This is a genomic window from Brevundimonas sp. G8 (genome assembly GCF_902506205.1).
Taxonomy (GTDB): domain Bacteria; phylum Pseudomonadota; class Alphaproteobacteria; order Caulobacterales; family Caulobacteraceae; genus Brevundimonas.
The window spans coordinates 3122010-3143695 of the sequence record NZ_LR732816.1 but is presented as its reverse complement, the minus strand read 5'-3'; the positions used below and the strand labels follow the sequence as shown (position 1 = coordinate 3143695).

General features: G+C 63.6%; 20 protein-coding genes. 11 read left to right on the top strand and 9 right to left on the bottom strand.

Going from position 1 to position 21686, the window contains the following annotated elements; genetic code table 11:
* Positions 1-36: 36 nt before the first annotated feature.
* The 3 genes from CHRYSEO8AT_RS15150 to CHRYSEO8AT_RS15140 all read left to right on the top strand — a co-directional run bounded on the left by CHRYSEO8AT_RS15150 (position 37) and on the right by CHRYSEO8AT_RS15140 (position 4658).
* Positions 37-1374, top strand: a complete 1338-nt coding sequence (locus CHRYSEO8AT_RS15150; RefSeq protein WP_159851390.1) for an NAD(P)/FAD-dependent oxidoreductase — start codon at positions 37-39, stop codon at positions 1372-1374.
* Positions 1371-2237: a DUF1365 domain-containing protein gene (locus tag CHRYSEO8AT_RS15145; protein ID WP_159851389.1), complete on the top strand. Its 867-nt coding sequence runs from the start codon at positions 1371-1373 to the stop codon at positions 2235-2237. The genes CHRYSEO8AT_RS15150 and CHRYSEO8AT_RS15145 overlap by 4 nt, the downstream gene beginning before the upstream one ends.
* 387 nt (positions 2238-2624) lie before the next feature.
* Positions 2625-4658 (top strand): ATP-dependent endonuclease, encoded by a 2034-nt coding sequence (locus tag CHRYSEO8AT_RS15140; protein WP_159851388.1) that lies wholly within the window; start codon positions 2625-2627, stop codon positions 4656-4658.
* 279 nt (positions 4659-4937) lie between these two features.
* Here the strand turns inward: CHRYSEO8AT_RS15140 and CHRYSEO8AT_RS15135 are convergent, their stop codons facing one another.
* The 4 genes from CHRYSEO8AT_RS15135 to CHRYSEO8AT_RS15120 all read right to left on the bottom strand — a co-directional run bounded on the left by CHRYSEO8AT_RS15135 (position 4938) and on the right by CHRYSEO8AT_RS15120 (position 8493).
* Entirely contained in the window at positions 4938-5684 is a 747-nt protein-coding gene (locus CHRYSEO8AT_RS15135) for an SDR family oxidoreductase (protein WP_159851387.1), read from the bottom strand.
* Positions 5681-6109: a cupin domain-containing protein gene (locus CHRYSEO8AT_RS15130; protein ID WP_159851386.1), complete on the bottom strand. Its 429-nt coding sequence runs from the start codon at positions 6107-6109 to the stop codon at positions 5681-5683. Before CHRYSEO8AT_RS15130 ends, CHRYSEO8AT_RS15135 begins: the two co-directional genes overlap by 4 nt.
* A 77-nt stretch (positions 6110-6186) precedes the next feature.
* On the bottom strand, positions 6187-7281 hold the full coding sequence (locus CHRYSEO8AT_RS15125; protein WP_236547570.1) for an alpha/beta hydrolase: 1095 nt from the start codon (positions 7279-7281) through the stop codon (positions 6187-6189).
* Positions 7282-7302: 21 nt separating this feature from the next.
* On the bottom strand, positions 7303-8493 hold the full coding sequence (locus CHRYSEO8AT_RS15120; protein ID WP_159851385.1) for an MFS transporter: 1191 nt from the start codon (positions 8491-8493) through the stop codon (positions 7303-7305).
* A 112-nt stretch (positions 8494-8605) separates the two neighbouring features.
* Between CHRYSEO8AT_RS15120 and CHRYSEO8AT_RS15115 the strand changes: the two genes are divergently transcribed.
* Positions 8606-9502: a LysR family transcriptional regulator gene (locus CHRYSEO8AT_RS15115; RefSeq protein ID WP_159851384.1), complete on the top strand. Its 897-nt coding sequence runs from the start codon at positions 8606-8608 to the stop codon at positions 9500-9502.
* Positions 9503-9642: 140 nt separating this feature from the next.
* On the opposite strand, the gene CHRYSEO8AT_RS15110 is transcribed toward CHRYSEO8AT_RS15115, so the two are convergent.
* Positions 9643-11112: a S41 family peptidase gene (locus CHRYSEO8AT_RS15110; RefSeq protein WP_159851383.1), complete on the bottom strand. Its 1470-nt coding sequence runs from the start codon at positions 11110-11112 to the stop codon at positions 9643-9645.
* Between the two features lie 40 nt (positions 11113-11152).
* Positions 11153-12313, bottom strand: a complete 1161-nt coding sequence (locus CHRYSEO8AT_RS15105; protein ID WP_159851382.1) for a helix-turn-helix domain-containing protein — start codon at positions 12311-12313, stop codon at positions 11153-11155.
* Positions 12314-12504: 191 nt separating this feature from the next.
* Between CHRYSEO8AT_RS15105 and CHRYSEO8AT_RS15100 the strand changes: the two genes are divergently transcribed.
* Positions 12505-13131 (top strand): tyrosine-type recombinase/integrase, encoded by a 627-nt coding sequence (locus tag CHRYSEO8AT_RS15100; RefSeq protein WP_159851381.1) that lies wholly within the window; start codon positions 12505-12507, stop codon positions 13129-13131.
* A 78-nt stretch (positions 13132-13209) separates the two neighbouring features.
* On the opposite strand, the gene CHRYSEO8AT_RS15095 is transcribed toward CHRYSEO8AT_RS15100, so the two are convergent.
* Together CHRYSEO8AT_RS15095 and CHRYSEO8AT_RS15090 are read right to left on the bottom strand one after the other, a co-directional pair.
* Positions 13210-14220, bottom strand: a complete 1011-nt coding sequence (locus CHRYSEO8AT_RS15095) for an alpha/beta fold hydrolase (protein WP_159851380.1) — start codon at positions 14218-14220, stop codon at positions 13210-13212.
* Between the two features lie 38 nt (positions 14221-14258).
* The gene (locus CHRYSEO8AT_RS15090) at positions 14259-15455 is read right to left on the bottom strand and encodes an MFS transporter (RefSeq protein WP_159851379.1); all 1197 of its coding nucleotides are present in this window, start codon (positions 15453-15455) and stop codon (positions 14259-14261) included.
* A gap of 107 nt (positions 15456-15562) precedes the next feature.
* Between CHRYSEO8AT_RS15090 and CHRYSEO8AT_RS15085 the strand changes: the two genes are divergently transcribed.
* The 3 genes from CHRYSEO8AT_RS15085 to CHRYSEO8AT_RS15075 all read left to right on the top strand — a co-directional run bounded on the left by CHRYSEO8AT_RS15085 (position 15563) and on the right by CHRYSEO8AT_RS15075 (position 18689).
* Entirely contained in the window at positions 15563-16465 is a 903-nt protein-coding gene (locus tag CHRYSEO8AT_RS15085) for a LysR family transcriptional regulator (protein WP_159851377.1), read from the top strand.
* Between the two features lie 294 nt (positions 16466-16759).
* On the top strand, positions 16760-17974 hold the full coding sequence (locus CHRYSEO8AT_RS15080) for an MFS transporter (protein WP_159851375.1): 1215 nt from the start codon (positions 16760-16762) through the stop codon (positions 17972-17974).
* An 82-nt stretch (positions 17975-18056) separates the two neighbouring features.
* Positions 18057-18689 carry a response regulator transcription factor gene (locus tag CHRYSEO8AT_RS15075; RefSeq protein ID WP_236547568.1) on the top strand — a complete coding sequence of 211 codons (633 nt, stop codon included), beginning with the start codon at positions 18057-18059 and terminating at the stop codon, positions 18687-18689.
* Between the two features lie 3 nt (positions 18690-18692).
* Here CHRYSEO8AT_RS15075 and CHRYSEO8AT_RS15070 read toward each other — a convergent pair whose 3' ends face one another.
* Entirely contained in the window at positions 18693-20255 is a 1563-nt protein-coding gene (locus tag CHRYSEO8AT_RS15070; protein WP_159851373.1) for a sensor histidine kinase, read from the bottom strand.
* Between the two features lie 185 nt (positions 20256-20440).
* On the opposite strand from CHRYSEO8AT_RS15070, the gene CHRYSEO8AT_RS15065 reads away from it, so the two are divergent.
* From CHRYSEO8AT_RS15065 to CHRYSEO8AT_RS15055, 3 genes are read left to right on the top strand one after another with little or no spacing between them, the layout of a single operon-like run.
* Positions 20441-20962, top strand: a complete 522-nt coding sequence (locus CHRYSEO8AT_RS15065; protein WP_159851371.1) for a Dps family protein — start codon at positions 20441-20443, stop codon at positions 20960-20962.
* 42 nt (positions 20963-21004) lie between these two features.
* On the top strand, positions 21005-21370 hold the full coding sequence (locus CHRYSEO8AT_RS15060) for a response regulator transcription factor (RefSeq protein ID WP_159851369.1): 366 nt from the start codon (positions 21005-21007) through the stop codon (positions 21368-21370).
* Between the two features lie 11 nt (positions 21371-21381).
* Complete coding sequence (locus CHRYSEO8AT_RS15055; RefSeq protein WP_159851367.1) at positions 21382-21681, top strand: UBP-type zinc finger domain-containing protein; 300 nt, start codon at positions 21382-21384, stop codon at positions 21679-21681.
* The last annotated feature ends 5 nt before the right edge of the window (positions 21682-21686 follow it).

Genomic DNA, 21686 nt, shown 5'->3' with positions numbered 1-21686 from the left:
TGGGCTTGCGCCAGCGGGCGTGTATTCGGAGTTCCTATGTCCCTGTCGCCCGCGAATCCGTCTGCCGATCGCCTGAAGATCGCCGTCATCGGCTCCGGCGTGGCCGCCCTGTCGTCGGCCTGGCTTCTGTCCCAGCGACATCAGGTGACGATCTACGAGAAGGCCGATCGGCTGGGCGGCCATTCCAACACCGTGACGGCGGGCGTGCCGTCAGGCGATATCGCCGTCGATACCGGATTCATCTGCTTCAACGATGCGACCTATCCCAATCTGATCGCCCTGTTCGAACATCTGGGCATCGCGACCCGCGCCACCGACATGTCGTTCGCCGTCTCGCTGGACGACGGCCGGTTCGAATATGCCGCGCCGGGTCTGTTCGCCCAGCGTCGCAATGCGCTGCGGCCACGGTTCTGGTCGATGCTGAGCGAGATCCTGCGCTTCTATCGTGATGCGCCCAAGGATCTGGCCGGCATGTCCGATCCGTCGCTGACCCTGGGTGACTATCTCAAGCGTGAAGGCTTCAGCGAGGCGTTCCGCGACGACCATCTGCTGCCCATGGCCGCCGCCATCTGGTCGTCGCCGGCGCACACGTTGATGGACTATCCGGCCGAGTCCTTCATCCGCTTCTGCGGCAATCACGGCCTGCTGAAACTGGTGGGACGCCCCATGTGGCGCACCGTCGAGGGCGGCAGCCGGGTCTATGTCGAACATCTGGCGCGCGCCATCGACGACGTTCGCCTGGATCGCGGCGTGACATCGGTGCGACGCACGGAGGAGGGCGTCTTCGTCCATGACAGCCAGGGGGGCGTAGAACGCTTCGACCAGGTAGTGATCGGCGCCCACGCCGATCAGGCCCTGGCCATGCTGGCGGAACCCACGGCCCGGGAAAAAGCCCTGCTGGGCGCCTTCCGTTACAGCCGCAACCTGACGGTCCTGCATACGGACGCCAGCCTGATGCCGCGTCGTCGTCGCGCCTGGGCTAGCTGGAACTATATCGGCGCGGACGATGGTCTTTGCGTCACCTACTGGATGAACAAGCTTCAGGGCCTGCCGGGCGACGACCTGTTCGTCACGCTGAACCCGCCGCGCCCGCCGCGCGCCGACACCCTGTTGCGCAGCGAACTCTACGAACATCCCGTCTTCGATCCCGCCGCCATCCAGGCCCAAAAGGCGTTGTGGAGCTTGCAGGGGCAGGGGGGCGTCTGGTTCTGCGGCGCCCACTTCGGCGCCGGCTTCCACGAGGATGGGCTGCAATCCGGCCTGGCCGTCGCAGAGCAGCTCGGCGACGTCCGTCGGCCCTGGTCGGTCCTGAACGAGAGCGGCCGCATCCATCTGTCGCCGCTGCCGATACCCGTATTCGAGCAGGCCGCGTGACCCAGGCCTCGGCCCTCTATCGCGGCCGGGTGATGCACCGACGCCTGCGTCCCAAGACGCACCAGCTGAACTATCGCGTTTTCTGGCTGCTGCTGGATCTGGCCGAGATCGACGATCTCGATAGAAGCCTGCGACTGTTCTCGCGCAATCGCTTCAACCTGCTGTCTTTCCACGACGGCGATTATGGCGACGGTTCCGGCGCCTTGCGGCCTCAGGTCGAGGCCTGGATGAACCGCGCAGGCATCGACCTCGACGGAGGCCCGATCCGTTTGCTGACCATGCCGCGCGTGCTGGGTTACGTCTTCAACCCGATCAGTCTCTACTATTGCCACCAGCCGGACGGCCGACTCGTGGCAATGGTGTACGAAGTGACCAGCACCTTCGGCATCCGCCACGCCTACGTCATTCCCGTGCCGGCCGAAGATCAAGCGTCCGGCCTGATCCGACAGGGCGCCGCCAAGGCGCTGTATGTCTCGCCCTTCATGGGCATGGAAATGGATTACAGGTTCCGCGGCCACTTACCGGCTGAACGGCTCGACATGACGATCGACGGCCTTGATGACGACGGCGTGCTAATCACGGCGTCAATGGAGGCTGAACGCCGGACCATCGACGACCGTCATATCGCGGCGGCTACAGCCGCGATCCCGTTGATGACCTTCAAGGTGGTCACTGCCATCCACTACGAGGCGCTCAAGCTGTGGCTGAAGGGCGTCAGACTGACGCGGCAACCTCCACGCGCGAAGACGCCGGTGACGATCCAGAAGCGGGCGCAGGAAAGCCGATTAGTGTCACTGATCGCAAACCCTGCGACCGATACATCCGTAATCGGTAAGGCCCCGGATTCGCACATATTCGAATAAGTGACGCGACTCCGGAACCCTCGTTCGAAAAATGCGCGACAGCCAGTCGCACTACTTTTCCGATCAGCACAACGTCCGCTTCTGACTCAAAGCGGATGTTGAACATGTCTGCTTTTCGTCGACTGGCATCTGGCCCTCTACGTGGGCGTGACCAATTCCTGCCAGTGCCTGGCCGGGGTAGTTTGGCCAGGATTCCGATCGCGCCATCCGGTGGCGAGCGTTTTGGGATTCGAGGCCGCTCTTCTCGATCGGGAAGTTTGCCGGTCCGAATGGCGGCTTGTGGAGCCGATCTTTCCGAGCGGTAAAATCAGGCTCTCCTTTGTGTGTTGGATGGCCAGTTCGCACCTAGCGCTCCGCCCAAGTTTATCCGTTGCAGGGTTTTTCTGGATGAAGTTCAATGCCTCGCAACCAAGAGAAGAAAAATCAATGAAGATCCGTTCGGTTCAAGTTTCCAATGTTCGCAGCTTTCTTGAGAAGCAAGTCCTGCAAGTCGATGGTGAGATTGCAATCTTGGTAGGCCCGAACGGTGGCGGTAAGACGAACCTCCTTGATGCCATCATAATTTCGATCAAACGCTATCTAATGCCTCCTGTGTATGCGCGGCATAACCCGCAACCCAACGACCAATATTACTATGATTTCATGCATAATGACCAGCTCAGCTCAACTCAGCTCGATCGTCATTCGGGGTCGGAAGACGCCTCTCAAATCATAACAATAGAATTTGAGGCGACCGCCCACGACATTGAGAACATTTCTAAGATCAAGGCGGATTCAAAGCGACTTCTCAAATCGGAAAAGCGAAACGTCAACGGCAGTCGCAGCGCCGGTGCAGATGAGTGGAACACTGGCAGCGTGAAGGTTGGTGATCGGGTCGCTCTGACGATCAGTGATGGAAGTGCCGCACCAACTACGGATGCTGAGAAATTATTCTTCGCATACCTTCAAGCTTATGAGTCCGACAACTCACTCCGCCGCATACTTGGCGAGGAGCAACTTCGCGAAACATTGCTATACCTACCGGTGAATCGGTCAGCGCAAGATGTGAGCGCTGAAGTTGTTCTCGCGAACGTCAATACGTGGGACATGAAGAAGCAATCAGACGCCATGACGTCGAAATTTGCTGGCAGCATATCCAGTCGCGCTATCGCTACTATCGCACAGCAGCATCGACGCCTGGAGCAAACTCATGGCGCGGGGGCTCTTTCCAAACTCAAGTCCGAACCGAACATGGAGCGACTTACGAAAGCACTTAAGGCGCTTGGCTATGAGTGGAGCGTGGAGTGCATCAACGCTGACAACAACACCTATACGATCCTGCTCGAGAAGCAGGGGTCGGCGTTCCGAATAGGCAATGCTTCTTCCGGAGAACGGCAGCTGCTCACGTATCTCTTGGCGATCTATGCTCTGGATATCCGTGATGCGTTGATCGTGATCGACGAGCCAGAGTTGCATCTGCATCCTCGGTGGCAGAAGGCGCTGCTGAACCTGTTCGAACAGCTCAGCGCCGAAACCGGCAACCAGTTCATCATGGCGACTCATTCGCCGACATTCATTTCACCCACATCCATCCAATACGTGTCACGTGTTTTTGCCGAGAAGCAGCGCAGCCGTGTAGTCCGCTTGGAACCGAAAGGCTTGCCTGGCACAAAGCACCGCTTCGATGCCATCAACAGCCAAAACAACGAGCGGATATTCTTCGCCGACATCGTCGTGCTCGTTGAAGGCCCGAGCGACCGCATGGTGATGGAGGCGCTACTCGCCAGCCGAGAAGCGAAGGCTGGCGGCGGGGGCGCGACGGTTGAAGTCGTGGCGGTGCATGGAAAAATGATGTTCGGCCACTACACGTCGCTTCTGAAGGCGTGTGGGGTGCGAAGCATTTTGGTCGCGGATTTCGACTACATCCAGCAGATCGGAACGGACGACATCAAGTCTATGATGGGTGTGAACGCCAAAAAGGTGAAGGAAGCCATCGGCGATCCAAGCAGCATCGATGGCGAGAAAATCGTGTCGATGTTCGATGCCACGATCAAGGAAGGTAAGTGGGTAGGATCTTCCGAAGAATGGGAACGCATCAAATCCATTCGGACGAAGCTAAAGCCAAATCTTTCGGTTGAAGAGCGGGGATCGATCAACGCGTTCATCGACAGCCAGCGCGCAGACGACATCTACGTTCTTAAAGAGGGTACCTTGGAAGCCTACTTACCCGCCGGCCACGGTGGAAAGGACATCGACAAGCTGATCGCGCTCGTCAACCAAGCAACATTCGAGGAGCTGCTGCCCTCGCCTCAAAGAGACGAGCTTTTTGCGATTGCTGACGCAATCGAAGCCGCCCGTCAGGAAGTGGCCAAGGGGGCGACAATGCCGTCTAACGACGGCGAGCCGGCACATTATGACGAAGAGAAGGTCGTGCCAGCCTAGCATGTATTTGAGCGCTTGCCGGTTAGCTCTTCCGATAGTGCGGGGTATCTGCGTTTTATCATTCGTCACCATACCGGCACCCCCATCATGCCGAACTGTGGCGAGGACCCGAGATGTCCGCATGGGTCGGGAGCTTACTTGCGAGTGTCCATGGGATGTCCGGAAATCGGCTGGTAGCCAATGTCTGTCTATGGCGCTTCTGCGACCTTGGCCAGCACCTTTCAACAACCGCCTACCGGGTGCCTTGGGCGATCACCCGGTAGGCGGTTTTGAAGGGACTCAGAGTTCTTGGGCAGTGGGTCGGAAAAGGATCTCGTTGATGCCGACATCCTGGGGTTCGTTGATGGCGAAGGCCACCAAGCGCGCCAGGGTTTCGGCAGGTACGCCGATCTGGCCGACGTAGTCCTGATTGGCTTTTTGGACGTCCGTCTCGCTGATGTGGTCGAGGAGTTCTGTCTTGACCGCGCCGGGGGAGATGATGGTGGTGCGGATGTTGTGGGGCGCCATCTCCTGACGCAGGCCTTCGGACAGGGCGCGCACCGCGAACTTGGTCGCGGAATAGACGGCCGAACCGCCGAACAGCTTGTGGCCCGCGACCGACGAGACGTTGATGATGTGGCCGGACTTCTGGGCGATCATGCGGGGAAGTGCGGCCGCGACGCCATAGAGCACGCCTTTCAGATTGACGTCGATCATCTGGTCCCATTCATCGACCTTGACGCGTTCCAGCGGTGACAGGGGCATGACCCCGGCGTTGTTGATCAGCACATCGACCCGCCCGTAGGCCTTGATCGCCGCATCGACCAGACGCTTCAGGTCATCGCGCTTCGTCACGTCTGTCGCCACGGCAATGGCCTTGCCGCCTGCGTCGGTGATCTCGGCCACGAGAGCCTCGATGCGATCGGTGCGGCGGGCGCCGAGGACGACGTTGGCCCCCTTCGCGGCCAGGTGGCGGGCTGCCGCTGCGCCCATGCCGGAGGACGCGCCTGTGATAATCACGGTCTTGCCGGCGATGTTGTCGGTCATTGGTCTGCCTCTGCTGCGGTCACCGAGTTGTCGGCGAGATACTGTTCGTCCGTGACCTGCTCCATCCAGGTGACGGGGGAGCCGTTCTGGCTTTCCTGAATGGCGATATGGGTCATGGGCGCGTGCGGTGTGGCCCCGTGCCAGTGCTTGTGCTCAGGCGGGCACCACAGGACGTCGCCAGCGTGGAACTCCAGCTTCGGCCCACCCTCGATCTGGGTCCAGCCGACGCCATCGGTGACGATCAGGGTCTGGCCCAGCGGATGGACGTGCCAGGCGGTGCGGGCTCCGGGCTCGAAGTGGACGATGGCACCGCCGACGCGCGACGGCGCCTCGCGCTGGAACTGGCCGCTGATGGCGACGCGGCCGGTGAACCATTCGGCCGGACCGTCGACGGTGGCCTGGTCGGCCTTGCGGGTGATTTCCATGACGGGTGCGTTTCCTTGCGTCTGTATGGGGAGCTCTCCGCCCAACAGGGCGGCTGTGGCTGAAACAATCGAGCCGATCACGACAGGTGCTCCTCGAAGAAGCGCGCCAGCCGATCGAACGGGATCAGATCGACGCGGTCGTAGAGATCGACGTGGCTGGCGCCCGGAATGATCAGCAGTTCCTTCGGCTCGGCCGCCGCCGCGAAGGCCGTCTCGCTGAAGTAGCGCGAGTGGGCGTTCTCGCCGTGGATCAGCAGGATCGGGCGTGGCGAAATTTCCGCGATGTAGGTCATCAGCGGGAAGGTCATGAAGGACAGCGGGGTCGTGACCGACCAGGCGTTGCCGGAGTTGACCGCGCGCGCGTGATAGCCACGCGGCGTCATGTAGTAGGCGTGATAGTCGACCAGGAACTGCGGTTCGCCGCCCTTCAGCTCGTTGGCGGCAGCACCGTAGGCGGGGCCGCCGTTGCGGGCATCGATCCAGCGCTGGCGGCTCATCTGCTCCAGCGACTGCGCCCGCTGTTCGAGGGTCACACTGTCGTCGTAGCCGCGCGACATGACCCGGCTCATGTCATACATGGTGCTGGTTGCGACGGCCTTGACGCGTTTGTCGGTCGCGACCGCGTTCAACGCCATGCCGCCCCAGCCGCAGATGCCGATGACGCCGATCCGTTCCTGATCGACCGAGGGGTGCAGGCCGAGGAAGTCGACCGCCGCCATAAAGTCATCGGTGTTGATGTCGGGCGAGGCGACGTTTCGGGGCTGTCCGCCGCTCTCGCCGGTGAACGACGGATCGAATGCCAGGGCGACGAAACCCCGCGCCGCCATCGTCTGGGCGTAGAGGCCTGACGACTGCTCCTTGACCGCGCCGAACGGACCGCCGACCGCGAGCGCCGCCAGGCGTTGCCCGTCGCGACCCTTGGGCCGGTAGAGATCGCCGCTCAGGGTGATGCCGTAGCGGTTGGTGAAGCTGACCTTCTGGTGATCGACAGCATTGTCTCGGGGGAACACCTTGTCCCAGTCGCTGGTCATGGTCTGTGCCTTTGCATTGGAGATCGGGAGGAGCGATGCGGCGGCCAAGGCGGTCACGCCGGCGCCGGTCAGTTTCATCAGGCCGCGACGGTCCATCGCGGCAGACGTCCGGGTCTGAAGATCGGGGGAAGTGTGGGTCACGTCGGGCTCCGAGGGCTGTGTTCAGCGGGGTTTCAGAAGGGCGCGGCCGTCGCGGACGATCAGGACGGCGATGACGGCCAAGGCGACGCTGGCGACCAGGACGGCATTGATCGAGAAGTGGTCGAGCAGCAGGCCGCCGATGACCGCGCCCAGTAGGATCGAGGCCTGGACGGCGGCGACCATCAGCCCGCCGGCGGCTTCGGGCGCGTCCTCTGCGTTCTGCGACATCCAGGTCATCCAGATCACCGACATGGCGGTGTTCATCGCGCCCCAGACGATCAGGAGAACGCCCGCCGCGATCGGCCAGCCGCCGACGACCAGAAGGCCTGCGGTCACCGCGCCCATGACCAGGGCCGGCAGGCGCAGAAGCCTGGACACGTCACCCTTGATGAAGCGGCCTGAGGCCCACGTGCCGACGAAGCCGGCGCAACCGAGCGCGAGCAGCAGAATCGACAGGCCGGTGACGCCCACGCCCGTGACCTGTTCGAGGAAGGGCCGCAGATAGGTGAAAAGCGTGAAGGCCGATCCCCAAGACAGCATCGAGGCGATCAGGCCGACCAGGAAATAGCGGCGACGTATGAGGTCAAGCATATTGCCGATGCCTCGCTGTCCACGGGCGGGCAGCGACGGCAGGGCGACGAGGTGCCAGACGAGATTGGCGGCCACGAGAGGCGTCAGCGCCCAGAAGACCTCGCGCCAGCCAAACAGGCCGCCAAAATAGCTGCCGATCGGCGCGGCGAAGGCGGCGGCTATGGCCTGTCCGCCATACATCAGGGCTAGGGCGCGGGGCACGTCCGCCGTCGGAACCAACCGCATGATGACGGCTGTCGCCAACGCCCAGAACCCGCCGATGCAGAGACCCAGTAAGGCGCGCCCGGCCAACAGGACCTCGAAGTTGGGCGCTGCGGCAACTAGCACCAGCGAAGCGCCCATCAGACCCGTCAGGCCGACGAGAACCCATTTGCGGTTCAGCCGACCCGCGACCGTGCTCACCCCCAAACTGGCGATGACAGCGAACAGGCCGCTGATCGAGACGGCCTGACCGGTCTGCCCGACCGAGGCGCCGAGGCCTTGGGCCATGGGCGTCAGCAGGCTGACCGGCATGAACTCCGAAGCGATCAGCAAAGCCACGCAAAGCGCCATCGACAGCACCGCGCTCCAGGCGGCGGTCGGCGTCGCAGCGTCGGATGGTGGTGTGGTGGCCGCGAGCATGGTCGTCTCCCTCATTCGTCGAGGGACAAACTAGGCTCTGGCGTTCAAAGCGATTAGCCATGGAGATCGGCATGAACTAATCGATGCAGACGATTAATCGAGGAGGCCGTCCATGGCCGGACCAGACCTGAACCAGCTGACCTGGTTCCAAATCGTCGCCGAGGAACGCAGCTTCACGAAAGCCGCCGCCCGGATCGGCGTGGCGCAGTCCACCCTCAGCCATGCCATCCGGCAGCTTGAGACGCGCCTCGGCATCCGGTTGCTGACCCGCACGACCCGCAGCGTCGCGCCCACGTCGGCGGGTGAGCGTCTGCTACAGACCATCACCCCACGCCTGGCCGAGATCGAGCAGGAGATCGAAAGCCTGACCAGCGTGCGGGACAGACCGGCGGGCTCCATCCGGTTGACCCTGTCCGATCATGCTCTGGACAGCGTGGTCTGGCCCAAGCTGAAGCCGGTGCTCGCCGCCTATCCCGACATCAAGGTTGAACTGATCCTCGACAGCACTTTCCGAAACATCGTCGAGGAGCGGTTCGATGCCGGTGTCCGCCTCGGTGAGAGCGTCGAGAAAGACATGATCGCCGTCCGTATCGGCCCCGATTGGCGGCTCGTTGCCGTCGCCTCACCCGGCTACCTGGCCGAACGCGGCAGGCCGGTTCATCCCAAGGACCTCGTCGCCCATTCATGCATCAACATGCGTCACGAGTCGGCGGGCAGCCTCTATGCTTGGGAGTTCGAGAAAGATGGTCAGGCGCTGCGCGTCCGCGTCGACGGCCAGGTCACCTTCAACAACTCCTACGCCATGATCGACGCCGCAGTCTGCGGGCTGGGGATCGCTTATGTGCCGGAAGACATTGTCGCAACCCGCATCGCGTCAGGCGAGCTGGACCTCATTCTCGACGACTGGTCCCCCATGTTCGACGGCTATTTCCTCTACTACCCCAGCCGTCGTCAGAACCTCGCAGCTTTCCAGGTTGTGGTGGATACGCTTCGCCATCGACAAACCTGAAGGTCTGCTTTCCGGTTAGACGTCAATGTCCGCTCATGGCGCGTTTCCGACTTCAATATCCGATCAAGACTGACCGCTTGGAGTCCTTGGGGACGCCGTGGATCACAACAGCCTTGTGAGTTCACCGTGCCGAGTTCCTATCATCTCTCCATGACCAAGGACGTTGCCGCCGCCATCTGCGGATCCCGGCCCGAGGCGATGTCGTCGGCCGTCGTCTGAACCAAGACGTGGGGCTGGATCGCGGCGTCCGGTTGGGGCGTGTCGGGGAAATTGGCGATCAGCGGCAGGTCTATCTCGATGCCCGATGCCGGAAGTTTGAGGAAGAAGAAGGTGCCGCCGTTGATGCCGCGCCGGTTGCCGCCGGTCGGCTGGCCGATCAGCTTGGCGGCGCCGCTCTGTTGCACAGCCTGCGCGAAGCCGAAGGTGGCGGAGCTGTTGGAGGCGTCGCAGAGAACCGCGACCGGTCCCGTGAAGCGAGTTCCGGCCGGTCGGATGACCGTGCCCTCCGCATCATCGTCGTAGCGGGTCAGTCGGTAGAAGCCGGGGCGTTCGGTGGAGGGTTGGGCCTGATCACCCCAGTCGAGGAAGCTGCGGTCCCAGGTGTGGAGATAGGGCCGAACCGATGCAGGGGCGCTGCGGTAGCGGGTCCAGCGCTGGTTGCGCGACAGGGGCAGGTCGCGGTCGATCAAGCGGCTGAGGATGAGGTTGCCGCAGTCGAGACCGCCCTCGTTGCCGCGCAGATCGATGATCAGGCCCCGCGCCCGCTGTGAGCTCAAGGCGTCCATGGTCTCGCCCAGCCAGGCCTCCCAGGCGAAGGTCGAGTTGAATAGGGCCCAGCTGGGCATGGTCAAGCGGCGGACGCCATTGGGCAGGCTTTCCAGCGTCCAGGGATTGGCGTCGCGGGTCGGGCTGGCCGACGGCGCGAGGCGGGACTGCCGCTCCGCAAGCGTGAGCAGCGGCGCGCGCACGATCCGTCCGTCCGCGAGGGTGAAGGCGGCCTCGTCCTTCAGCGGCAGGATGAGCGGCAGATGGATGTCGAAGGTCTCGAACCGGTCTTCGCCGCGAACCTCCATCAGATTGATCCGCTTGGCGTCGTTGCCGCCGTCGGCGCGGGCGAGCGGGACAAGGCGGGCCAGGAGGGCTTTGGTGGCGACGCCGTCGATGGCGGTGACCACCGTCCCTCGCGGCAGGGCGCTGGCGGGCGTATGATCCTGCGTTACCACCATGCGACCGTCGATCCAGCGAAAGCGGAACGGCACGAGCGACCGGTCCGGGTACATGGCCGCGACCATGGCGTCGTCACCGTTGTACGGGCTGGGATAGGTGTGACCACAGCGGATCGAGGCGGTGACCCGCGTCAGGGCCAGGAAGCGCTCACGAAACGACCCTGGCGCCCGCCAGGTCTCGGCAAGCGTGTCGAGGCGCGTCGTGATCTCGGCAGGCGTGCTGTAGCGGTAGATTCCCGGATGCATGGCCTCCCAGACCTCGCGCAGGATGGCGACATCGCCGCTCCAGTCGTCGGACCGGGACTGCGCCCAGGCCGGACATGCGGAGGCGAGGGATAGGCCCGCAGACACTTGCAGAAGGCGGCGGCGGTTCAGCGACGTCATGGGGCATCCTCGATCTCGATGGTGTCGAGGATGTGCGGCCTCACGCCTTTGCGCGCCTCAGATCGTCGTCGGGCGCTACAAAAGCAGGATCTGAGACCTGTTGGCGGTACCGGGAGGGCGGCAGGCCATAGCGGGCCTGGAAGGCGCGGTTGAAACTGGCCTTGGAGGCGAAGCCCATCTCGAACGCCAGGTCGAGGAGATCTGTGTCCGTGCGGGCCGCGAGCGCCTCAGCCACGGCCTCGGCCCTGAGACCATTGACGAAGGTGGAGAAGTTGACGCCGAGCCCGAGGTTGATCGCTCGGGACAGCCGCCCGCTGTTGGTGCCCAAACACCGGGCCAGACGCGGCATGGTCAGCGCCGGCTCGCGCCACCAGCCTTCCGCGTGGGTGCGGGCCGCGAAGTCGGCGGCGATGGCGCCCCAGTCAGGCGCGATGCGCGCGGGATCGTCAGCCGCAGGCGGATCTTCAGGGACGAACGTCTCCGGGAGGCCGGCGTGGCGCCAGCCCGAAACCCCGAGATAAAGGCCAAGAGCGCCGAGCGCGAAATATAGGCCGGCCTGTTGGAAATAGTCGATGCCGCCGGTCACGGCGGACCAAAGCCAGAAACCGACCTCGACGAGGAGGCCGAGGACGATGGCGGCCCGCACTCGCCCAAGCCAGCGCGCGGAGAACAGGTCGTCGTCGCTGCGGGCGTCGGCCAACCGACGGCGATAGTCCGTGAGCACCCGGCCGATGGCGCAGGCGTAGGCGCCGAGGCTGGCCATGGCGAGCACGTCGAGGACCGGGGCCGCCACCTCGCGGTGAACGCCTGTGTACCAAGCCCATTTAATGTCCAGCGGCAGGAGGAAGCAGGCCCCGAAATAGAGGAACTGCACGAGCGGCGGGGCCACGTGCCAGGCCATGCGGCGAGGCAGGCGACCGGCCTGTAGCGCATGGGCATAGGCGTAAAGCATGGGGCCTAGAGCCAGGGGGATGGCGAAGGGCGCGAGGGTCAGGCCGCGCCAGAGATCGTATGCGCCCGCGAACCCGATGGCGTACGGGATCAGAAGTCCTGCAATGACCAAGAGGGCGCTGGCCAAAACGCGGTTGGCCGTCCGTCGGGTTGAGGCGGTGACGAGGGCGATGGCGAGGGTGATGATCTGGACGGCCATTAAGCCGAGCAGAGCCGATCGCCATCCGAAGTCGAGTTGGAGGTGGTCCATCACCCGACGCTAGAAGTTGGGGCCTACGAGGGGAAGCCTTGCTCGTGCGACCGACCCAATACTGAATCAAAGGGCCGAAATTGACCAAGCTGAATGTCTGGAGCCGGATAGCTAGTCTATGTCCGCTGCTGGCGCATCTGCGCTCTCTGGAGCGTATCCTGAGGAGGGGGCGTTGATCGTGGGAGGTGTCCATGAGCCAGCCCGATCTGTTTCGTTTACCTCGCAAGCCCTGGAACGCTGGTCGAATGACAGGCGCCAAGGCCCCACTCAAGCCAAAGCACATCTGGGCGATCCGACAGCATCTCAAGTCCGTAGGATTGATCCGTGATTTGGCAATGTTCAACATCGCGTTGGACGCGAAACTTCGGGGCTGTGATCTGGTGAAGCTCCGGCTCGGCGATATCGCTCAGGGCGGCGTCATTCGCCAGCGATCGACCATCGTCCAGCAAAAGACCGGTCGGCCGGTGCCGTTCGAGATCACGGAGGCCGCGAGAGAAGCTTTGGCTCACTGGCTAGAGCGCAGAGGGCCACGGCGTGACGACTGGCTCTTCCCCAGCCGCAGCCGAGATGGAGAGCACATAGGCACACGGCAGTACGCTCGACTGGTCGATGCCTGGGTGAGGATGATTGACCTGAACCCAAGCGCCTATGGCACCCACAGCCTTCGACGGACCAAGGTGGCCTTGATCTACAAGAAGACCGGAAACCTACGCGCCTGCCAGCTCCTCCTCGGCCACGGAAAGCTCGAGAGCACCGTCAGATATCTCGGCATCGAGGTGGACGACGCGTTGGAGATTTCGGAGCAGATCGATCTTTGAGCCGGCATGGGGCAGGCTGCCGAAAAGCGGGCTGCCCCAAAGTCTCGAAGGGGTGGAAAGCGGACATCAAGCCGTAGCTCATCGCCTCAGCAGGTCGCTGATGGATTGCTCAAGTGCAGCCGTATCAGCCTCATTGAGGCCTTCACCCGCTACGTGGCCCCAGTCCGTTTCCAGGACGCGAAGCTCAGCTCCGGGAATGCGTTTTGCTTCCTCCGCGGCGTCTGCGATCGGGAAGTAAAGATCGCTCGATGCGGGCATGATAATGGCGTCAGCCTGGATCGAGCCGAGCGCACGATCAAGATCGCCCTGGTAGATCTCGTTCGCACTAATGTCGGCGTGTTGGCCTGTCCAGATCTGCGCGAGCAGGTTGTTGGCGTCGCGTTTGAGGAACCAGCCTTCCCAGAAGTCCGTCAAGAAGTCCTCCATGGAGGCGTATCCAAGCGCGGTCTCGTCCAGCCGCCGTCTGAAGAATGCCTGAGAGAAGCCCCACGCCGCATATATGCGGGCAGCCGTTCGAAGCCCGCGCTCGGGCTGGCGGATGTAAAGGCCGTTCCGAAATTCCGAATCCTGCATGATCGCAGCGCGAACGCTGTCGAAGAAGATTGAAAAGTGTCGCGACGTGCGCGCCGCGCTCTGGAAGGTGAATAGTCTCTCGACCTGATCGGGGAAGGCTGACGCCCATTCAAAGGCTTGTGATCCCCCCAGGGACCAGCCGATCGCCATATGAAGCCGATCAATGCCGAACCGCTCAGTCACCAGGCGATGTTGCTGCAGGACGTTGTCGCGAATGGTGACAGGAGGAAAGCTATCGCCGGCCATGGAGGCGGGACGGTTGCTCGGGGAACTGGACAGGCCTGCGCCCAGGGCGTTCGGAATGATGATGAAATACCGGTCGGGGTCTAGGGCGCGACCGGGCCCGATGAGCCAGGCCGCGTCTTTGTGGGTGGCGGCGAAGGATGTCGGGTAGATGATGGCGTTGTCCCGGGCCGAATTGAGCGCGCCATGGGTCTGATAGGCTAGGACGGCGTCGGGAATGTCGTGGCCCGACTGGAGCCGGATGTCGCCAAGGTGGAAACTTTGATGCGTCATGGAGGTACCGTGCGGATTTGTGGATGAGCGGAGGCGCTTCAGCGACTACTGCGAGCAAGGGAGCGCCGGGCGACGAGCGCTAGGCCCAGCGCCGTTGTCGTCAGTACGGCCGCCATCAGCATGTTTGTCTGAAGGTCCAGCCGGTCCACCGCCTGTCCTCCAAGCAGAGACCCGAGCGCGATGGCGAGGTTGAAGACGGCGACGAAGAGCGAGGTAGCGACCTCGATGGCGTCAGGAGCGGCCCGCATCATCCAAGTCTGAAGGGCCACCGAAACGCCCCCATAGGCAAGGCCCCAGACGATGAGCACTAGGGTTCCTCCTGATGCTGTCGTTCCCAGGATGTGGAAGGCGAAAAGGGTTGAGGCCAGAGAGCCCGAAATGAGGATCAGGGTTGCGCCGATCCGTCGTGCGGGTAGGGCCCCCGCGATGAAGTTGCCCGCCACGCCGGCAGCGCCATAGGCGAAGAGCAGCAGCCCGACCCAGTGGGTCGGGATGCCAGAGAGCATCTGTAGAGAGGGCCGCACGAAGGTGTAGGCCATGAAGTGACCGGCGACGAGTAGAAGGGTGATGCCCAGGCCCAACCGGACCGAAGGTCGTCCCAGCAGTTCAACGAACTGGCGCGGCCGCACGGAATGCCGGACCGGGAGGGGCGGTAGAGCCCAGAGATTGAGTAGAAGCACCAGCCCGCTGAACGCCGCCATGACGCCAAAGGCGGTCCGCCAGTCAGCCAGGTCCGAGATCAGGGCGCCCGTTGGCACCCCGAAGACGGAGGCGGCGGCGACGCCGCCGAAGATGACGGCGGTCGCCATGCCCTGTGACGGCTGCGGAACGAGGCGTGGAGCCGAGCCTCCAGCGATGGCCCAAACGCCGCCCATGCAAAAGCCGACCAGAATGCGCGCTGCGAGAAGCCAGCCGATCGAGGGCGCCACGGCGCAAGCCAGGTTGGCGAGCACCAGCAGGATGAGCAGCCTGATCAGGATGCGACGCCTGTCCATGCCGCCCGAAACCACCAGCACGACAGGCGCGAAAAGGCCGGCCAGCAGCGCCGGCAGGGAAATGGCCAGGCCGGCCGCGCCGACAGGACTGCCGAACGAGGCTGCCATGGGCGTCAGCAGTCCGATAGGCAGCATCTCTGTCGTGACGACGGCGAAGGTCGACAGGCCGATTGCGATGACAGGCCGCCAGACAGGTTTGTCGGCCCCGTACACGGCCAACTTGGTCTTGTCTTGCGTCATGGTCGCGTCTCCGATCTGCGGATGTGGAGACATGACTGTCCTCTCTAGCGCGATAAACAGCACCAACGTAAAAGCTCTAGGGACGAAATGGACCCAATGAGGCCGAAATGCTGGATCAGCTAGGCGACGTGACGGCCTTTGTGCGGGTTGCGGACGCACGGAGTTTCACCTTGGCCGCCGAGCGGTTGGGGCTTTCGCGGTCGGCAGTCGGCAAATGCGTCGCTCGGCTGGAGGAGCGCCTCGCCACCCGTTTGGTTCACCGAACAACGCGCAGCGTCGCTCTGACAGAGGAGGGGCGGCTCTTCTACGAGCACGCCATCAGGATCCTTTGCGAGGTGGAGGACGCCGAGGCAGCGTTGGCCCAACGCTATCAATCGCCCAGAGGCCGGTTGCGGCTGGATGTGCCGATCGCTCTGGGGCGGATTCATATCCTGCCGTCTCTCTACCGCTTTTTGGCCAAATGGCCCGAGTTAGAGGCCGACGTGACCCTGTCGGACGACTATCGCGATCTGGCTGCGGATGGCGTCGATCTGGCTATTCGGGTCGGCGGGCCGACGGACAGCGGACTGATCCGGCGCGTCCTTGCGCCGCACCATTTCATCACCTGCGCGGCTCCGGCATATTTGGAATCCCGAGGAATGCCCAGCGCCGTCGACCAACTTCAGGCGCACGAAAAAGTGGTTTTCACAGTTTGCGGGACCGTCTCGACCTGGCGATTCAATGTGAACGGCGAAGATCGCGAGGTCTGCGTAAATGGGGCCCTCCGCCTAAACAACAGTGAAGCCGTGAGGGACGCCGCCTTGGCCGGATTAGGCTTGGTTCAACTGGGCGCCTTTCTGGTCGGCGATGACATCCGTGAGGGGCGTCTGACGCCGGTCCTGACCGACTACCGGCGCGAAGAAGGGCCCGTAGTCGCCGTGTATCCGACGCGGCGCCATCTCTCGCCCAAGGTGAGAATGTTCATAGACCATATCCATGCGGAATGGTCGGCGGCGTCACCCTGGACGTAAGTTGAGACGGGGAGGGCAAAAGACTGAATGACGCCTTTCCGACTGTGAGATGATGTCGGCTCATGGCGCGTTGCTACCTAACCGAGGCGAGGGCAGGCGATTGCGCCTAAGCGGCGTTCGACGAAAATTAAGGCAACGGAATCTGTCTGCTTTCTTGCCGCCGGGCCACGTGCTCCAATCCGCGTCCAAAATGAGCAGTCGAGCCTGAAGTTCGAGCCATAGTAGCGGAAATGAACAAGAACGCGGCTGGCAGGCTGGGCACGATGCGTCCCAGCCTTTGAACTGGAACATGTTATGACACAGCAAAACCAGCCAGCACTCGCAAACGTGGCCGGCGCGCCGGGCGTGGGCGGGGGCTTGATCTTCGCCATGGCCGTAGCCGCCGGGCTGGCCGTCGCCAACATCTATTACAACCAGCCGATGCTGGGCCTGATGGAACGCGATCTGCCCGGCGAGGCGACGCGGTTCGTGCCGACGGTCACTCAGTTGGGCTATGCGCTGGGTCTGTTCCTTCTCCTGCCGCTGGGCGACCTGATCGAGCGCAAACGGCTGATCGTGGGACAGTTCGTGGTGCTGGCCCTTGCGCTGGCGGCGACGGCGGCGGCGCCCGGTGCGGCTCTGGTCATCGTCGCCTCGCTGGTGGTCGGGGTGACCGCGACCGTTGCGCAGCAGATCGTGCCATTTGCGGCCCATCTTTCATCGCCGGAAAAGCGGGGTGCGACGGTCGGCACGGTCATGTCTGGCGTCCTGTGCGGCATTCTTCTCAGCCGGACATTGGCGGGCTTCGTCGGCGCGCATTTCGGCTGGCGCGAGATGTTCTGGCTGGGCGCGCCGCTGGCCCTGATCGCCGGCGGATTGATGTTCGCGGTCCTGCCCACAAGCCGGCCCGATAGCCGACTGTCCTATCCCGCCTTGCTTCGCACACTGATCGACCTGTGGCGCGAGTTCCCGGGCCTGCGGCTTGCCGCCCTGACCCAGGCGCTGCTCTTCGGCGCCTTCGCCGCCTTCTGGACCATACTGGCGCTGCGGTTGCAGGAGCCGCGCTTTGGCCTGGGCTCCGATGTGGCGGGCCTGTTCGGCGTGGTCGGGGCGGTCGGCATCATCGCCGCACCGATCGCGGGGCGCGTCGCGGACCGACGCGGGCCGCATGAGGTGATCGCCCTGGGGGCGCTTTTGACCCTGGCGTCCTGGATACTCTTCGGCGCCTGGACCTCGATCGCCGGTCTGGTCGTCGGGGTCATCCTGCTCGATTTCGCCGTGCAAAGCGCCCTCGTGTCGAACCAGCACGTCGTCTACGCCCTGCGGCCTGAGGCGCGCAGCCGGATCAACACCCTGTTCATGGGCTCCATGTTCCTGGGCGGCGCGGCGGGTTCGGCGATCGCCACGGTCGCCTGGTCGCGGTTCGGCTGGGCCGGCGTGGTCGTGCTGGGGGCCGTTGCGGCGGCGATGGCTGTCGTGCTTCAGGTTCGTAGCCTGATGGCTAGGAATCGAATCGTCGGCCTGTCCTAGCCCTTGGTCGAGCTTGCACTGGATTGATCTGACGGCTCAGCTTCCGTAGGCAGGTGGGACGTGGATCATCCGGGAGGGGCGATTGGCCGGAACTGAACTGGACGCGCCGGTCGTGATCGTGATCGACGACGATCCAATGGTGCGACGCGCCCTGGATTCGCTGTTCCGATCCATCGGCCTGGCGACCACGCTCTATGAGTCCGCTACGGCCTTTCTCGCGACGCAGGCGCCTAGCCGTGTCAGCTGCATAATCACCGACGTCCGAATGCCGGGCGTCAGCGGACTGGACTTTCAGAAAGCGCTGGCGGCGCAGGGCGTCACGACGCCGGTTATCGTCATCACCGGTCATGGCGACGTGCCGATGTCCGTGGGGGCCATGAAGGCCGGGGCGGTGGACTTTCTGACCAAGCCGTTCCGGGATCAGGACCTGATCGATGCCGTCAACGAAGCGCTTGAGCGCGACCGTCGAACGCGCGAGCGCGCGGGAGACGTCGCTGGCGTCGAGGCGCGTTATGCGCAACTGACCCCGCGCGAAAGGCAGGTGATGGACCTGGTCGTCGGGGGGCTGATGAACAAGCAGGCGGCGGCCGAGCTGGGTTTGAGCGAGGTCACCGTCAAGCTGCATCGCTCAAGCCTGATGCGCAAGATGCAGGTCCACACGGTGGCCGATCTGGTGCGGCTGTCTCAGGACCTGACGCCTCAGGCGCGCGCCTGACCGTCAGTCCGTCAGGACGGGCAGGGAGATCGACAGTCTGGCGCCGGCGCCGGGTTCGGAAATGATCGCGATAGTCCCGTCGTGCGCCTCCACGGTCGAGCGACAGATCGCCAGCCCCAAGCCCATCCCTTCGGCCTTGGTCGTATAGAAGGCGTCGAACGCGCGCTGGGCGCTGTCGGCATCGAACCCTGGGCCATTGTCGATGATGTCGATGAGGGCCTGGCCGTCGTGCAGGCGGGTTTGCACGACGATGGTCGGGGCAGGCGTCTCGGCGGCGGTCATGGCCTGGGCCGCGTTCATCACCAGATTGACCAACACCTGTTGCAGCAGGACGCGATCCGCCTGGATAAGGGCGTCGGCTGCGGCCAGTTTCGCGCTGACCGTAACGCCCATGCGGCCGAGATCGTGATGGACCAGACGCAGCGCCTCGGTGGTCAGAATGTCGATGGCGACCTGCTCGGTCTCCGGCCTATTGCGGCTGACCAGTTTGCGCACGCGTTTGACCACGCCGGTGGCATGACGTGTTGCGTGCAGAACGTCGGCCAAGGCCTCACGCGTCTCGTCCAGATTGGGGGGTGAATGGTCCATCCAGCGCAGCGCGGCCTCGGACGAGGTCATGATGGCGGCCAACGGCTGGTTCACCTCATGCGCGATGGAGGCCGACAGCTCGCCCATGGCGGCGGCGCGCAGGGCCTGGTCGGCGTCCTGTTTGGCGAGGTCGAAGGCGAGCTGAAGGCGGCGTCGTTCGACGATATTCAGGATGACGGCCTGAACGCGATCCGTCTCGCCGCCGGGCGGCGGGAAGGTGATGGCGACGATGATCGGGATGGTTTGGCCCTGCCGGTCCAGCACCTCGGTCTCGGCTTGATAGTAGCTGCGTCCCTCGTCGAAGGCGATGAGGAACTCGATGAAGCTTCCGCCTGTTGCGGGCAGAATTTCCGCCAGCGTCTGGAAGAAGTCTTCCTTTCGTTCGACGCCGAGCAGTTTCAAAGCTGTGTCGTTGGCGTCGGTGATCGGCACGATCTGTTGTGCGTCCCGCACGAACTCGGGATGCTGCACCAGATAGCTGCGCAAATCCTCCACGCCCGTCTCCCGCAGCCGTCGCAGGGCAGTCCGAAGGGGGGCGAGATCGTGCTCCCATATGCCGACAGCCAGGGTGTTGAAGATGTTGCGATAGCGCGCCTCACTGGCGCGCAGAGCGATCGCCTGGCCCAACAGCTTGTCGCGATCCCGCAGCGTCCTGACGACCAGAAGACCGGTGATGCTGATGGCGGCGATGCTGACGCAGAAGCGCAGAAGGGTGGCGAACTCGGGGTTGGGGCCGTGGTCATAGACGAGGCTGAAGGTCGCCAGCCCGATCATGGCGACGAACAGCAACTGGATCTTTCGAACCGACAGGAACTCGCCCAGCATCAGCAGAGGCACCACGTAGAAGACGGCGACGGCGCTGATCAGAGGCGTGAAGGTGTCGAGCAGGAAGATGGCCACGATCAGGGGCGGGCTGATCCACAGCCGCAGGCGGCGCAGCCGCCCGATCAATGGCTGATCCGTCCGTTGTGACCTCACGATGCGCCCCTCCCTATCCTGCCGCTTGCACGCTTAGGACAGGGTGTCGTCTTGGGGCAACAAGGGGATGGGATGATGGGCAGATGCCCACGCATCCGTCCAAATCACGAAGGGGCCAAGCAAGAGTCGTTCGACCGGCCAGCCTAGGGTGACGACAACGCAAATCACTCAAGAAGGACCGTGTCATGGACGAACAAGCCCTCAAAACCCGCCGCCTGGCGCAGCTTCGGACCCCGACAGGTCTGACAACCGAAGCGACCCAGGATATCAGCGGCGCGCTGAACGCCCTGCTGGCCGATGTCTTCGCCCTTTATCTGAAGACCAAGAACTTCCACTGGCACATGTCCGGCCCGCACTTTCGCGATTATCACCTGATGCTGGACGATCAGGGCGACCAGATCATCGCCATGACCGACCCCATCGCCGAACGCGTGCGCAAGGTCGGCGGAACGACCCTGCGCTCCATTGGCCAGATCAGGACGCTGCAGCGCGTGCTGGACAACGACGCCGACTATGTCAGCCCCGAGGATATGCTGGCCGAGTTGCGCGACGACAACGCCGACCTGGCCCAGCGCATGCGCGCCGCCCACACGACCACCAGCGACCTGGGGGACGTGGCCACCACCAGCCTGCTGGAAAATTGGATCGACGAGACGGAACGCCGCGTTTGGTTCCTGTTCGAGATCAGCCGACGCGGAAACGTCTGATCGTCCCAACTGGCCGCCCTGACGGTCGCCGAGTATCGTGTAATGCAGTCGCCCCCTCTTGTCGCAGTCGTCGATGATGACAGTCTGGTTCGTTCCAGCCTGATGGGGCTGCTGCGGTCCATGGGGCTTCAAGCGCGCGCGTTCGACTCCGCCGAGGCCTTTCTGGCGGGGTCGAACGAGGCGGTCGATTGCGTGATCTCCGACATGCAGATGCCCGGCATGAGCGGTCTGGCTCTGCAGCGGGTGATACGCGCCAATCGTCCCGCCCTGCCGGTGATCTTCATGACCGCCTTTCCCGATGCCATGACCCGCAAGCGCGCGCTGGCGGACGGGGCGGGCTGCTACCTGGAAAAGCCGTGTTCCGCCGATGATCTGTCGCGCTGCCTCGACCGCGCGCTCAACCTGTGACCGAGGCCGCCATGACCTGCTCCCACCTGAACACCATCGCGCACGTGACGCCCAGCGCGGCGGGATGCGAGGAATGCCTCAAGACCGGCAGCTGGTGGGTGCATCTTCGGCTGTGCCGCGAGTGCGGGCACGTCGGATGCTGCGACGACTCGCCGAACCGCCACGCCCGCGCGCATTTCAAGGCGACCCGGCACCCGATCATCGAGGGCTATGATCCGCCCGAGGGATGGGGCTGGTGCTACATCGACGAGCAGGAGGTGGATGTCGGTGCGCCGACGCCGCATCCAGGGCCGATCCCGCGCTTCTTCTGAACGAC

Excerpts from the sequence above, each read along its gene's own strand:
- CHRYSEO8AT_RS15150 (WP_159851390.1), top strand. The coding sequence starts at position 37 with ATGTCCCTGTCGCCCGCGAATCCGTCTGCCGATCGCCTGAAGATCGCC.
- CHRYSEO8AT_RS15140 (WP_159851388.1), top strand. The coding sequence starts at position 2,625 with ATGAAGTTCAATGCCTCGCAACCAAGAGAAGAAAAATCAATGAAGATC.
- CHRYSEO8AT_RS15135 (WP_159851387.1), bottom strand. The coding sequence starts at position 5,684 with ATGACCGACAACATCGCCGGCAAGACCGTGATTATCACAGGCGCGTCC.
- CHRYSEO8AT_RS15130 (WP_159851386.1), bottom strand. The coding sequence starts at position 6,109 with ATGGAAATCACCCGCAAGGCCGACCAGGCCACCGTCGACGGTCCGGCC.
- CHRYSEO8AT_RS15120 (WP_159851385.1), bottom strand. The coding sequence starts at position 8,493 with ATGCTCGCGGCCACCACACCACCATCCGACGCTGCGACGCCGACCGCC.
- CHRYSEO8AT_RS15115 (WP_159851384.1), top strand. The coding sequence starts at position 8,606 with ATGGCCGGACCAGACCTGAACCAGCTGACCTGGTTCCAAATCGTCGCC.
- CHRYSEO8AT_RS15110 (WP_159851383.1), bottom strand. The coding sequence starts at position 11,112 with ATGACGTCGCTGAACCGCCGCCGCCTTCTGCAAGTGTCTGCGGGCCTA.
- CHRYSEO8AT_RS15105 (WP_159851382.1), bottom strand. The coding sequence starts at position 12,313 with ATGGACCACCTCCAACTCGACTTCGGATGGCGATCGGCTCTGCTCGGC.
- CHRYSEO8AT_RS15100 (WP_159851381.1), top strand. The coding sequence starts at position 12,505 with ATGAGCCAGCCCGATCTGTTTCGTTTACCTCGCAAGCCCTGGAACGCT.
- CHRYSEO8AT_RS15095 (WP_159851380.1), bottom strand. The coding sequence starts at position 14,220 with ATGACGCATCAAAGTTTCCACCTTGGCGACATCCGGCTCCAGTCGGGC.
- CHRYSEO8AT_RS15090 (WP_159851379.1), bottom strand. The coding sequence starts at position 15,455 with ATGACGCAAGACAAGACCAAGTTGGCCGTGTACGGGGCCGACAAACCT.
- CHRYSEO8AT_RS15085 (WP_159851377.1), top strand. The coding sequence starts at position 15,563 with ATGCTGGATCAGCTAGGCGACGTGACGGCCTTTGTGCGGGTTGCGGAC.
- CHRYSEO8AT_RS15080 (WP_159851375.1), top strand. The coding sequence starts at position 16,760 with ATGACACAGCAAAACCAGCCAGCACTCGCAAACGTGGCCGGCGCGCCG.
- CHRYSEO8AT_RS15065 (WP_159851371.1), top strand. The coding sequence starts at position 20,441 with ATGGACGAACAAGCCCTCAAAACCCGCCGCCTGGCGCAGCTTCGGACC.
- CHRYSEO8AT_RS15060 (WP_159851369.1), top strand. The coding sequence starts at position 21,005 with ATGCAGTCGCCCCCTCTTGTCGCAGTCGTCGATGATGACAGTCTGGTT.
- CHRYSEO8AT_RS15055 (WP_159851367.1), top strand. The coding sequence starts at position 21,382 with ATGACCTGCTCCCACCTGAACACCATCGCGCACGTGACGCCCAGCGCG.